11 protein-coding genes are annotated in these 13,076 nt (G+C 67.3%); 4 read left to right on the forward strand and 7 right to left on the reverse strand.

Annotated elements, in window-relative coordinates; genetic code table 11:
- Window positions 1-23: 23 nt before the first annotated feature.
- Entirely contained in the window at window positions 24-1,274 is a 1,251-nt protein-coding gene (locus tag U5N23_RS24990) for an ABC transporter substrate-binding protein (RefSeq protein WP_322595390.1), read from the reverse strand.
- Between the two features lie 244 nt (window positions 1,275-1,518).
- Here U5N23_RS24990 and U5N23_RS24995 point away from each other — a divergent pair, with 244 nt between their 5' ends.
- Both U5N23_RS24995 and U5N23_RS25000 read left to right on the forward strand, forming a co-directional pair.
- Entirely contained in the window at window positions 1,519-2,247 is a 729-nt protein-coding gene (locus tag U5N23_RS24995; RefSeq protein WP_322595391.1) for a response regulator transcription factor, read from the forward strand.
- 40 nt (window positions 2,248-2,287) lie between these two features.
- Complete coding sequence (locus U5N23_RS25000) at window positions 2,288-3,697, forward strand: sensor histidine kinase (RefSeq protein WP_322595392.1); 1,410 nt, start codon at window positions 2,288-2,290, stop codon at window positions 3,695-3,697.
- Window positions 3,698-3,880: 183 nt separating this feature from the next.
- Here U5N23_RS25000 and tal read toward each other — a convergent pair whose 3' ends face one another.
- Window positions 3,881-4,828: a transaldolase gene (gene tal, locus U5N23_RS25005; RefSeq protein WP_322595393.1), complete on the reverse strand. Its 948-nt coding sequence runs from the start codon at window positions 4,826-4,828 to the stop codon at window positions 3,881-3,883.
- Window positions 4,829-5,039: 211 nt separating this feature from the next.
- On the opposite strand from tal, the gene U5N23_RS25010 reads away from it, so the two are divergent.
- Complete coding sequence (locus tag U5N23_RS25010) at window positions 5,040-5,885, forward strand: MurR/RpiR family transcriptional regulator (RefSeq protein WP_108016385.1); 846 nt, start codon at window positions 5,040-5,042, stop codon at window positions 5,883-5,885.
- Window positions 5,886-5,900: 15 nt separating this feature from the next.
- Here the strand turns inward: U5N23_RS25010 and fabF are convergent, their stop codons facing one another.
- Window positions 5,901-7,226: a beta-ketoacyl-ACP synthase II gene (gene fabF / locus U5N23_RS25015; protein WP_322595394.1), complete on the reverse strand. Its 1,326-nt coding sequence runs from the start codon at window positions 7,224-7,226 to the stop codon at window positions 5,901-5,903.
- 111 nt (window positions 7,227-7,337) lie between these two features.
- On the opposite strand from fabF, the gene U5N23_RS25020 reads away from it, so the two are divergent.
- Window positions 7,338-7,943: a TetR/AcrR family transcriptional regulator gene (locus U5N23_RS25020; protein ID WP_322595395.1), complete on the forward strand. Its 606-nt coding sequence runs from the start codon at window positions 7,338-7,340 to the stop codon at window positions 7,941-7,943.
- A gap of 63 nt (window positions 7,944-8,006) precedes the next feature.
- On the opposite strand, the gene U5N23_RS25025 is transcribed toward U5N23_RS25020, so the two are convergent.
- The 4 genes from U5N23_RS25025 to U5N23_RS25040 all read right to left on the reverse strand — a co-directional run bounded on the left by U5N23_RS25025 (window position 8,007) and on the right by U5N23_RS25040 (window position 12,987).
- Entirely contained in the window at window positions 8,007-9,911 is a 1,905-nt protein-coding gene (locus U5N23_RS25025; protein ID WP_322595396.1) for a bifunctional metallophosphatase/5'-nucleotidase, read from the reverse strand.
- Window positions 9,912-10,043: 132 nt separating this feature from the next.
- A complete protein-coding gene (locus U5N23_RS25030) occupies window positions 10,044-11,072 on the reverse strand; it encodes a dipeptide ABC transporter ATP-binding protein (protein WP_322595397.1) in 1,029 nt (342 codons plus the stop codon).
- Window positions 11,069-12,049 (reverse strand): ABC transporter ATP-binding protein, encoded by a 981-nt coding sequence (locus U5N23_RS25035; protein ID WP_322595398.1) that lies wholly within the window; start codon window positions 12,047-12,049, stop codon window positions 11,069-11,071. Before U5N23_RS25035 ends, U5N23_RS25030 begins: the two co-directional genes overlap by 4 nt.
- A gap of 26 nt (window positions 12,050-12,075) precedes the next feature.
- Window positions 12,076-12,987 (reverse strand): ABC transporter permease, encoded by a 912-nt coding sequence (locus U5N23_RS25040; RefSeq protein ID WP_322595399.1) that lies wholly within the window; start codon window positions 12,985-12,987, stop codon window positions 12,076-12,078.
- Window positions 12,988-13,076 lie beyond the last annotated feature (89 nt).

Consider the following 13,076-nt stretch of genomic DNA (forward strand, 5'->3'; position numbering starts at 1 on the left):
TGATGGGATCCCTCAGTGGTGGTTTATTTGGTCTTCGCGGCGGTCGCGATCTTCTTCATGGCGTCGGCGACGCTCACCTTGTCGTCGTTCCAGAACTGGCTGACGACGTCCTTGATGGCACCTTCCGTGGCGGGCGCAATCGCCATGCCGTGGGCCACGCTGGGCAGCAGGCTGGCGCTCTTGGCGGTGTCCACGAAGTCCTTGGCGGAGGCCTTGGCGCAGTCGTCGAACTTGTCCATCTTCTGGCCGGCGCGCACCGGGATGGAGCCCTTGTTCAGGTTGAACACCTCCTGGAACTCGGGGCTCATGATGGAGCTGGCCAGGTCGCTCTGCGCCTTCTGGGCCGCAGCGTCCTTGAGCTTGAACAGGATGAACGAGTCCACGTTGAAGGTGTAGGACGTGGTCGTGCCCGGTGCGGCGGCGCACATGAAGTCCTTGCCCGGCACCTTGTTGGCGGCCAGGAACTCGCCCTTGGCCCAGTCACCCATCAGCTGGAAGCCCGCCTTGCCCTGGATCAGCATGGCCGTGGCCAGGTTCCAGTCGCGGCCGGGAGCACCCGGGTCGGTGTACGACTTGATGCGGCGGAAGGTCTCCAGCGACTTCTTCATGGTGTCGCTGTTGATGGCCTTGTCGTCGAGCTTGACCAGGGCATCCTGGTAGAACTTGGGACCGCCGACGCCCAGCACCACGGATTCGAAGGTGGTGAAATCCTGCCAGTTCTGGCCGCCGTGGGCCACAGGCACCAGGCCTGCGGCCTTGAGCTTGTCGGCCGCAGCGAAGAACTCGTCCCAGGTCTTGGGCATGGCGCTCACGCCGGCCTTTTTCAGGGCCTCGGAGCTGCCCCACATCCAGTTCACACGGTGCACGTTGACCGGGGCGGCCACATAGGCGCCCTTGTACTTCATGATGTCGGCGACCACCTTGGGCAGCAGCTCGTCCCACTTCTCGGCCTTGGCCAGCGCGTCCATGTTGGCCAGCACGCCTTCGGACGCCCATTCCTGGATCGCCGGGCCCTTGGTCTGGGCTGCGGACGGCGGGTTGCCCGAGATCACGCGGCTCTTGAGCACGGTCATGGCGCTGTCGCCACCACCGCCGGCCACGGCGAAGTCACGCCAGGTGTGGCCCTTGCCCTGCATGATCTTCTTGAGCTCGGCCACCGATTTGGCTTCGCCACCCGAAGTCCAGTAATGCAGGACCTCTACTTCCCCCGCACCGGCGGACGCCGATGCCGCCAGAACCGCCGCGACGGCGGCGACTTGTGTCAACTTCCACATACCCTTGTCTCCTCGTTTGTGTGAATCCATTTTGTGCGCCGCCTTACCGGTGGCGTTCAGCGCAGTCGGTACTTTAATTACAATAATTAATGAACATATCAGGACTTTCCCGGGGTGTCCGTTGCACGCCAATGCAATGGGGCCGTTATCGAATTACGGTGCGGCATGTCCCCCGCCTTGGTGCTTTCCCTGCTGTGCGCCCCTGCGACAGTTGCGCTGCAAGACCCTTTGTTATCCTCTATCCATGCCCACCATCCTGATAGTCGAAGACGATGCACTGCTGCTGGACGCGCTGACGGGCCAGCTCCAGCAACTGGAGTTCAGCGTGCACACCGCCTCCAGTGTGGCCGAGGCCACCACCTTGCTGCAGGGCCAGGCGGTGGACGGCATCATCCTCGACCTGGGGCTGCCCGGCGGTGCGGACGGCATGGAGCTGCTGACCTGGGCGCGCACCCACATTGCCGGCCTGCCAGTGCTGATTCTGACCGCACGCGACGGCATCGACGACCGCATCCACGGCCTGAACGCCGGGGCCGACGACTACATCACCAAGCCCTTCAACATGCAGGAGCTGCAGGCCCGCCTGCAGGCCATGCTGCGCCGCGCGCGGCAGCCCGCATTCACGCAGGGCAGCAGCGCCGCCGGGGGGCCCAGCACCGCCATCGGCAGCCTGCAGATCGACCATGGCAACCGCAGCGCGGTGTTGGGTGGCGAGCCATTGGAGCTCACGCAGCGCGAATGGGAGCTTTTGGAGCTGCTGGTCAACCGCTGCGGCGAGGTGGTCACGCGCGACGATGTGCTTGCCGCCTGGCGCGCGGGCCCGCCAGAACCCGGGCAGACCGCTGCCGCTGCGCTCAACTCCAACGCGCTGGAGGTGTACGTGCACCGACTGCGCAGGAAGCTCGACGCATCGAACCTGGTGATCCGCAACATCCGCGGGCTGGGCTACATGCTGGCCAAGCCTGCGGAATGACCGCGACCGCCGCGCTCCTGCCCACCCCCTGAGGACCGTGATGCGCCCGATTCCCGGCGTCTCCCTGCAACGCAAGCTGCTGCTGTGGCTGCTGCTGCCGCAGCTCGTGCTGTGGCTGTCGGGCGGCTTTCTGGCCTGGCGCATCGCGTTGCAGAATGGCGAGAAAGGCATCGACCAGACGCTCACCCAGTCGGTGCGCGCCCTGGCGCGGCAGATCAAGCCCATCGGTGACGGCCTCTTGGTCGATTTCCCGAAGGCCGCGCAGGACATCCTGGAGCAGGACCCGGCCGACCGCATCACCTACATGGTGTCATCGCCCCCTGGTCGCTTCCTGCTGGGCAATGCGCAGTTGCCGCCGCCCCCGCCGGTGAGCGTGGAGGTGGGCGAGCCCTTTCTGTACCAGGCGCGGGTGGACGACCGCCCGGTGCGCGTGGCCCTGCTCGACGTGGACTACGGCACGCCGCAGACACGCCAGCGCCTGCGTGTGCAGGTGGCGCAAAGCCTCACGGTGCGTGAGCGCATCGCGCAAGAGCTGCTCGAACAGATGCTCTTGCCCATGGGCCTGATGGGCCTGGCGCTCAGCGCCGTGGTGTATGCCGGCGTGCTGCGCGGCCTGCAGCCTTTGAAGCGCCTGGAGGCGCAGATCGAAAAGGCCGGCGCACGCAAGCGCAACACCACCGACCCCCTGCCGCCCATCGAATTGACGTCGGCGCCGCAGGAAGTGCACTCGCTGGCCAGCACCATCAACGCCCTGCTGGAGGCCGTGGCGCGCGGCCAGCACAAGGAAAAGCGTTTCCTCAACGATGCCGCCCACCAGCTGCGCACGCCGCTGGCGGGCCTGATCGGCCAGACCGAACTGGCACTGCACGAGAGCCACGAGCCGGCCGTTCAGGAGCGGCTGCACAAAGTGCTGTCGGCCGCGCGGCGCAGTGCCCACCTGGTACACCAGTTGCTGCAACTGGCGCGCTCGGAAAGCAGCGTGGCCATGCAGACCCTGGACCTGCCGGCCCTGGCGCGCGAGGTGGCCCGCGACTGGGCCGCGCGTGCCGTGGCCAGCGGCGTGGACCTGGGCTACGAAGGCGAGGAGCAACTGGCCGTGCAGGGCCACCCGCTGCTGCTGCGCGAGGCGCTCAACAACCTCATCGACAACGCCCTGCACTACGCGGGCCACGGCGCCACAGTGACGGTGCGGGTGGACATCGCGGGTGCGGGCCTGGCCACGCTGGCCGTTGAAGACGATGGGCCCGGCGTGGCACCCGCCCACCTGCGCGACCTGTTCGCGCGCTTCTGGCGCGGCTCGGACAAGCCCGGCGGCTGCGGCCTGGGCCTGTCCATCGTCGAGGAAATCGCGTTGCAGCACGCCGGCCAGACCTTCGCGGAGCCGGTGACGCCGCATGGCCTGCGCGTGGGCCTGAAGGTGCCGCTCAGCGCGGTAGCTCCTCGCACGTAAGGCGTGCTGCGGGCTCCTTGCTGCTCAACGCATCGTCTTTGCCCGACAAAACTGGCGCGCTCCATACCAGTGCACCCGCGCAAGGGCCGCCCCGCCGCGCTGGGTGCGTCCCCCTTGCCGAATTGCGCAGCAATTCGAGAGAAGGGGTGAAGGCGCGGAAGCGCCTCAGGGGGATGTACCTAATCAGGCCGCCAGGATCAGCTTTTCGAGCTTCACGGCATCCACCGCAAAGCCGCGAATGCCCTCGGCCAGCTTCTCGGTGGCCATGGCGTCTTCGTTGAGCGCGTAGCGGAAACCCGCCTCGTCGTAGTTCACCGCCGGCAGGTCAAGCGCCTTGGCGGCCGCGGCATCGAGTGCGGGCGCCAGCGGTGCATCGCTGGCCGCCAGTTGGGCCAGCAGATCGGGGGCGATGGTGAGCAGGTCGCAGCCGGCCAACGCGGTGATCTGGCCGGTGTTGCGAAAACTCGCGCCCATGACTTCGGTGGCAATGCCGAAGTGCTTGTAGTGGTTGTAGATCTGCGCGACGGACTGCACGCCAGGGTCATTGGCACCCGAGCGCGCGGCCTCGTCCCACTGGGCGCCGGCCTGCTTCTTGTACCAGTCGTAGATGCGGCCCACGAAGGGCGAGATCAGCTGCACCTTGGCCTGGCCGCAGGCCACCGCCTGGCAGAACGAGAACAGCAGGGTCAGGTTGGTGTGGATGCCGCGCTGCTCGAGCTTTTCGGCCGCCTGGATACCTTCCCAGGTGGCGGCAACCTTGATGAGCACGCGGTCGATGTGGATGCCCTCGGCCTGGTACAGCTCGATGATGCGCTCGCCGCGCGTGATGGTGGCCTCGGTATCGAAGCTCAGGCGTGCATCGACTTCGGTGGAGACGCGGCCCGGGATCGTGTCCAGGATCTCGCGGCCGAAGCGCACGATCAGGCGGTCGATGATCTCGTCCATCGGGCGGCCACGGAACTGATTCACCGTGTCCGTGAGCAAGGGGGCGTATTCGGGCTTTTGCACGGCCTTGAGGATCAGCGAAGGATTGGTCGTCGCGTCCTGCGGCTGGAACTGGGCCAGTTGCTTGAAGTCGCCGGTGTCGGCAACCACGGTGGTGAACTGTTTGAGGGCGTCGAGTTGGTTCATGCCCCCATTATTCCGCATCGCTGTGTCGGCCGCCGGTACTACCAAGCACCGATACCCCGCGCATTCCCTGAGCAAGATGCGGCGGACCTTCCTGCGGCTGACTGCGGGTTGAACCCAAGTTACCAAAATCGATGGAACCCAGTTACCATCAATTCCTTGCATCCGCCGATCCACACCATCTCCTTGCTCCCCTGCCGGGGACGCCGCTGACATGCTCGACCGCATCACCGCCTCCCTGTCGTCGCTCGCCCCGGCCGAACAGCGCGTGGGCAAGCTCGTGCTGGCCGACCCGCGCAGCTTTGCGCGCCTGCCCGTGCGCGAGTTGGCCGAGCGCGCCCATGTGAGCAAACCCACCGTGGTGCGGTTTTGCCGCAGCATGGGCTACGACGGGTTGGCCGACTTCAAGCTCAAGCTGGCGGGCAGCGTGAGCGAAGGCGTGCCCTTCATCCACCGCAGCGTGGACGCCGACGACAAGACCGGCGACGTGCTGGTCAAGGTGGTGGACAACGCCGTGGCCGCCTTTTTGCAGTACCGCAATGCCGCCAGCACCGTGGCGCTGGAACGCGCGGCCGAGGCGATTGCGGCCACCTGGAAGACCGGGCGGCGCATCGAGTTCTATGGGGTGGGCAACTCCGGCATCGTGGCCCAGGACGCGCAGCACAAGTTCTTTCGCCTGGGGGTCACGTCGATTGCCACCAGCGACGGCCACATGCAGGTGATGAGCGCCACCCTGCTGGGCCCGGGCGACTGCCTGGTGATCGTCTCCAATTCGGGGCGCACGCGCGACCTCATGGATGCGGCCGACATCGCGCGCAAGAACGGCGCGACCACCATCGCCATCACGGCCAGCGGCTCGCCACTGGCCAGCACCTGCCAGATCCACCTGGCCGCCGACCACCCCGAAGGCTACGACCGCTACAGCCCCATGGTGTCGCGGCTCATGCACCTGCTCATCATCGACGTGCTGGCCACCTGCGTGGCCCTGCGCATCGGCAGCCCGCTGCAACCCATCCTGCAGCAGATGAAAGAGAACCTGCGCGCCAAACGCTACGCGTAGGCAGCCCGCTCCCTTCTACGCAGCAGCCGGTGCCCAGCGCTTGAGCACCAGGGTGGCGTTGACTCCGCCAAAGCCAAAACCGTTGAGCATGGCATGCTCCAGCGCCATCGGTCGGCTCTTGAGCGCCACCATGTCCAGCCCCTCGGCCAGCTCATCGGGCTGCTCCAGGTTCAGCGTGCCGGGCACGATCTGGTCGCGCAGGGCCAGCGTGGTGAAGATGGCCGCCACGGCACCGGCAGCGCCCAGCAGGTGGCCCGTGGCCGCCTTGGTGGAGGCGATGGCCACCGACTTGCCGGTACCGAACACGCGCCGGATGGCAGCGAGTTCGCCCCGGTCACCCACGTAAGTAGAGGTCGCATGGGCATTGAGGTGCTGCACCTCGCTGGGCGCCAGGCCCGCCTGGGCCAGCGCGATCTCCATGGCGCGGCGCGCGCCATCGCCGTCTTCCGGGCCGGAGGTGATGTGGTGGGCGTCGCCCGAAGTGCCATAGCCCACGACCTCGGCCAGCGGCGTGGCGCCACGCGCCAGCGCGTGGTCCAGCGATTCGAGCACCAGCATGCCCGCGCCCTCGCCCATGACGAAGCCATCGCGGCCGGCGTCGAAGGGGCGCGAGGCCTGTTCGGGGTGCTCCGCGAAGCCGGTGGACAGCGCCTTGGCCGCCGCGAAACCACCCAGGCTCACGCGGTCGATGGTGGCCTCGGTGCCGCCGCAGACGGCAATGTCGGCCTCGCCGCAGCGGATCATGCGTGCGGCGTCGCCAATGGCCTGCACGCTGGCCGCGCAAGCCGTCACGGGAGCACCGATGGGCCCTTTGAGGCCATGGCGTATGGAGACCTGGCCAGCCGCCAGGTTGACCAGGAAGGACGGTATGGTGAACGGCGACAGGCGCTGCGGACCGCGCGTGTCGGTGGTGCGCACGGCCTCGGCAATGGCACCGAAGCCCCCGATGCCCGAGGCAATCACGGTGGCCGTGCGCTGCTGCTCCCCCTCTCCTGTCGGCGCCCAGCCGGCCTGCGCGAGAGCCTGCTGTGCAGCACCCAGGGCGAACGGGATGAAGCGGTCCATCTTGCGCTGGTCCTTGGACGAGGCGACAGTGTCGGGGTCCCAGCCGCCTTCGGGGTCCTGCTCCTTGGTGGGCACCGCGCCACCGACCTTGGCCGCCAGCCCCTCCACCACCGCATCGGGCAGGCGGCGCAGGCCCGACGCCCCTGCCAGCAGGCGGCGCCAGGCCAGTTCCACCCCGACGCCCAGGGGTGAGACCAGCCCCATGCCCGTGATCACCACGCGCGGCAGGCGCGAGCCCTGGCCCGGTTGCTGCGTTCCCTTGTGTTCATTCACCATCGCGTTACCCTTTCAGTGCGCGGCGCAGGCCGCGCATTTATGATTGCGGGCGTCATCATAAGTGCGTTGGCGTATTTTGCGTACGACCATCATCAAAAAGAGGTTTCCACCATGAAAGTCTCGAAGGCGCAGGCCGCAGAGAACCGCCGGGGCATCCTGGATGCGGCCGCGCGCCTGTACCGGGAGCGCGGCGTGTCGGGCGTTGGCGTGGCCGACATCACGCGCGACGCGGGCCTGACCCATGGCGGCCTGTACCGGCACTTCGAAAACAAGGATGCGCTGGTGCGCGAGGCCTGCGCACGCGCCTTCGACTGGACGATCACACCGCTCGATGGCATGGGACAGGACATGGGCAGCGGTGACGCAGGCCTGGCCGCACGGGTGACGAGCTACCTCTCACCGCAGCACCGCGACCACCCGGGCGAGGGTTGCCCTGCGGCAGCGCTGGCAGTGGATGCGGCGCGGGCCGGCGGCGAGTTGTCCGAAGTGTTCGCGCAGGGGATCGAGCGCAACATCGAGCGCTTTGCGCGCATGCTCGAAGGCCTGGATCACGGCGAGCCCAGTGCCCAAGGCCGGGCGCGTGCCATGCACATACTGGCTACCATGGTCGGCGGACTGGCGCTGGCGCGCGCCACGGCCGCCGGGCGGCCGGCCCTGTCCGACGAGATCCTGGCTACGCTGCGCGAACACCTGATCGCCGGATCGAAGGCCCCATGAAAAATGCCGGCGCGGGGCCGGCATCGGTACAGGGTTCAGGCAGGGAGCTTTCGCCCCCACCCCTCAGTTCGGTCCTGTGAAGTTGCGCGTGCTGTACAGCTCGGTCGGCAGGCGCTTGAGCGATGGCAGGCCGGTGGCTGCATCCTTGGGCTGCTTTTCGATGTAGCTGAAGAACACGTCGGCATCGAGCACGCCGATGTCCAGGCGGCGTGCGGCCGGCACGGCGGCCAGGGTCTTGTAACCGTCGCCACCGGTGGCGTTGAAGCTCAGCACGAAAAGCCTGTAGGTTTTGGCATTGTCCAGCGGGCCCCAGCTTCCCGTGGCGGGGTTTCGCACCTCGATATGGGTCACGCGCTGGCCGAAGGCTGCACGCGCATTCACGTCGTAGCGCAGGCCGCCGGTGTAGGGGTAGGGGCCCGACGAACCGCCGGGGCCGTACACGGCTTCGAGGCCGTCTTCCAGCATGCCTTTGACCTCCGTTCCCGTGATGTCCAGGCGGAACAGCATGTTGCCGAAAGGCAGCACCTGGATCACCTGGGCGGCCGTTGTCCGGCCTTGCAGCGCAATGCGCACGCCACCGCCGCTTTGCAGCGAGATGTCGGCACCGCCGTACTTGAGGTTGGCTTCGTCCAGGTAGGCCTGGGCGACCAGTTGCTGGATGTCACCGCCACGCGCGCTCACGCTGCCTTCGGCGTTGCAGGCCGCGCTGGAGCGGCCATAGTCCACCGAGCCCACGCCGCCGGGCACGCGGCGCGAGCACAGCTCTTGCGGCGCGAAGGCGACCTGGGTCACGTTGAAGCCGGCGATCTTGTCCTTGTAGGGCTGGAGCACGGCCGTGGCGGCGGCGGACGGCTGGGTGATGCGCAGAAAGCCGCTGGCGGCCACGCTGGCGCGCAGAGCGGTCTTCTCGGTATCGGTGGCGGCCTTGCCGGCAATGGTGAAGTTGTCGCCGATCAGCACATGGGGCGTGCCATTGCATTGCGTGACTTCGCCGTTGCCGTCGAAGCTCACCTTGAGCTCACCCACCACCTGCGAGTATTCCCAGGCCTGCACCACGCAGACGTTCTTGCCGTCCTTGTCGGCTACGCGTGTGGGGTAGGCGCCGGCAGGGCTGCCCACTGCGGTCGTGGTCAGCCCGACCGGGCCCAGCAGGGTGTGCGAGTCGCCACCCACCACCACGTCCACGCCGCTGAGCCTGGCCGCAATCTGCTTGTCGTAGTCATAGCCTACGTGGCTCATGACGATGATCTTGTTGATGCCCTGGCCACGCAGGCGGTCGATCTCGCGCTGGGCTGCCGTGGCCTCGTCTTCGAACGTGGTGTCCGGGTCCGGACTCGACGATGCCTTGGTCTTCTGCGCAATGGTCAGGCCGACGATGCCGATCTTCTGGCCGCCGCGTTCCACCACGGTGGAGGGGCTCACGTAGCCGGGAGCCCGGCTGGGGTTCAGGGCCGAATTGGCGCCGAACTTCACGTTGGCGCTGAGCACCGGGGTCTTGCAGGCGCCTTTTTTCAGCAGGTCCAGGAAGCCCTTGAGTCCGGTGTCCCCCTTGTCGAACTCGTGGTTGCCCAGCGTGAAGGCGTCGAAGCACACGGTGTTCATCAGTGCTGCGTCGGCCTCGCCATCGGCGCCGGCGCGGTTGAAGTAGAGCGTGCCCGTGATCGCATCGCCCGCATGCAGCTTGAGCACGTTGGGGGATTGGCCGGCCAGCTCCGCGATTGCCGCCGTCACGCGCGCAAAGCCGCCCGCATCCACGGCCACGTCCACGGCAGCGGTGCCGCCCGCAGACAGCTTGAGCGTCTTGGACTTGGACTCCAGGGTGGAATGGCTGTCGTTGATGTGAAGAATGGTCAGGTCCAGAGACCCGCCGCCGTCCGATCCACCGCAGGCGGCCAGCAGGCCTGCCACCGCCAGCGCTGCCGCGCCCCGGCGCACCCAGCGTGCCCCGCTCGTCGTTCCCTTACCCATGTGTGCTCTCCCAGCCATTGGTCAAAAGCAGCCATGGTGGAAACGCCAGATGACAGTGCCGTGAAACGGGCCGAATGGGCATTCCAACGAAAAGGGCTCCCGAAGGAGCCCCTGGTATTGCGCGCAGAGCAATTATTGGATGCGGCCTTCCTCCACCGCGTGGCAGGCGATGCGGATGCCACCGATGCTCAGCAGCTGCGGGCGCTCGGTGCGGCAGCGGTCGTTCACATGCGGGCAGCGTGGGTTGAAGGCGCAGCCGGGCGGCGGATTGAGCGGGTTGGGCACCTCGCCCTGCACGGGGGTGCGCGCCTTGCCCGTGTCGTGCATCTTGGGGATGGCATCGAGCAGCATGCGCGTGTACGGATGGCGCGGATGGTCGAACAAGGTGTGCTTGTCGGCCAGCTCCACCAGGCGGCCCAGGTACATCACGCCGACCTGGTCGCTCACGTGGCGCACCACGGCCAGGTTGTGCGAGATGAACAGGTAGGTCAGGTGGCGCTCGCGCTGCAGGTCCTTCATGATGTTGAGCACCTGGGCCTGCACCGAGACGTCGAGCGCCGAGGTGGGCTCGTCGCACACCAGGAACTCGGGCTCGGTGGCCAGAGCACGCGCGATCGAGATGCGCTGGCGCTGTCCGCCCGAGAACTGGTGCGGGTACTTGACCATGTCCAGCGGCGACAGGCCCACCGACTTCAGCAACTCGCCCACGCGCTGCTTGAGTTCGGCCTTGTCGGTGATCAGGCCGTGCTCGCGCAGCGGCTCGCCGATGATGTCCTCGACCAGCCAGCGCGGGTTCAGGCTGGCGTACGGGTCCTGGAAGATCATCTGGATGCGCCGGCGCATGGCGCGCGCATCGTTGCCCTTGAAGGCGGCGTGGGCGTCCTGGTTGTCGAAGGTCAGGCCGCCGCGCGTGGGCTCGTACAGGCCCACCAACAGGCGCGCCACGGTGCTCTTGCCGCAGCCGGACTCGCCCACCAGGGCCAGGGTCTTGCCCTTTTCGATCTCGAAGCTCACGCCGTCCACGGCATGCAGCAGGGTGCGCGGCTTGCGCTCGATCATGCGGTTGAGCCAGGGAGCGGAGACATCGAAGGTCTTGGCCAGGTCATGCGCCTGCACCAGGGCCTTGCCGGCGCTTGCGGTGGTGGAAGGCACGGCGCTCATGCGGACACCTCCGCCGTGGCAGGGGCGTGCAGCCAGCAGGCCGCGCGGGTGGAGCCGGCAGGCATCAGGTCGGGGCGATCCACCATGCAGCGGTCGAAGGTCTTGGGGCAGCGCGGGTTGTAGGCGCAGCCCTTGGGGATGGCATTGAGGCGGGGCATGGCTCCGTCGATCTGGTTCAGGCGTTCACGGTCCACCGCCATGTCGGGGATGGAGGCCATCAGGCCGCTGGTGTAGGGGTGGGAGGGCTTGTTGATGACATCGTGCACGGGGCCGATCTCGGCCACGCGGCCGGCGTACAGCACGGCCACGCGGTCGCAGGTCTCGGCGATCACGCCCATGTCGTGCGTGATCAGCATGACGGCGGCGCCGCGCGATTTGCAGATGTTCTTGAGCAGCGTGATGATCTGCGCCTGGATGGAAACGTCCAGGGCGGTGGTCGGCTCGTCGGCGACGATGAGCTTGGGCTCGGCCGCCAGGGCCAGGGCGATCACCACGCGCTGGCGCATGCCGCCCGAGAACTGGTGCGGGTAGTGGTCGATGCGCTCGGCTGCGGCGGGGATGCCGGTGTCCTGCAGCAGCGAGATGGCGCGCTGGCGCGCTTCGGCGGCGCTCACCGGCAGGTGCGCGAGGATGGTTTCGGTGAGCTGCCGGCCCACGGTGTACAGCGGGTTCAGCGAGGTCAGCGGGTCCTGGAAGATGGCGCCGATGCGCCGGCCCCGGATGTGCCGCATCTGGTCGTTGCTGAGGTTGTCGATGCGCTGGCCCTCCAGCAGGATCTGGCCCGAGGCCACGCGGCCCGGGGGTTCGAGCAGGCCGATGATGGCCGCACCGGTGAGCGACTTGCCCGCGCCGGACTCTCCCACCACGCCCAGGATCTCGCCGGGTGCAATGGAAAAGGAAATGTCGTCCAGGGCGCGCAGGGTACCGCGGCGGCTCGGGAATTCGACAACGAGGTTTTTGACTTCTAGAAGACTCATGGGAATACCGCTTTTCTTTTTCTCGTTCAGCGCAGACGCGGGTTCAGTGCGTCGCGCAGCCAGTCGCCGAGCAGGTTCACGGACAAAGCGATCAGCACCAGCATGGCGCCGGGGAACACGGTGATCCACCACTCGCCGGAGAACAGGTAATCGTTGCCGATGCGGATCAGCGTGCCCAGCGATGGCGAGGTGGGCGGTGCGCCCACGCCCAGAAAGGACAGCGTGGCCTCGGTGATGATGGCGGTGGCCACCTGGATGGTGGCCAGCACCATCACCGGACCCATCACGTTGGGCAGCACATGCTTGCGCATGATGCGCAGCGACGAGACCCCCGTGACGCGGGCGGCCTGCACGTATTCCTTGTTGCGCTCGACCAGGGTGGAGCCGCGCACGGTGCGTGCGTATTGCACCCAGCCGGTGAGCGAGATCGAGATGATGAGCACCCCGAAGGCCAGCGACTCGTGGGCATTCGGGAACAGCGCCCGGCCGACGCCGGCGATCAGCAGGGCCACCAGGATGGCGGGAAAGGACAGCATCACGTCGCACAGGCGCATGAGCACCGCGTCGATCCAGCCGCCACGGAAACCGGCCAGCAGGCCGAAGGCCACACCCACCACCACGGACAGCAGCACCGAGGCGAAGCCCACCACCAGGGAGATGCGGGCGCCGTAGATCAGCGCCGAGAGAATGTCGCGCCCCTGGTCGTCGGTGCCCAGGGGGTATTTCATGGAGCCCTCCGCAATCCAGGCGGGGGGCAGGCGTGCATCGCTGAGCTCCAGCGTCGCCAGGTCAAAGGGGTTGTGGGGAGCGACCCATCCTGCAAACAGGGAGCAAAACAGGCATATCAGGGCGATCGCCGCCGCGACCATCGCCATGGGCGATGTGCGAAAGCTGTAGCCAACGTCGCTGTCAAACCAGCGGGCAAGGGTTGTTTTCATTGTGGGAAACCAGTGGGCAGACAGCACGCACGGCGCGGGTAGCGGTCGTGGTGGCTGTCTGCTGAAATGTCCGTCTCTAACTGACTTGT

It is taken from the genome of Acidovorax sp. (genome assembly GCF_034519795.1).
Lineage (GTDB): Bacteria > Pseudomonadota > Gammaproteobacteria > Burkholderiales > Burkholderiaceae_C > Acidovorax.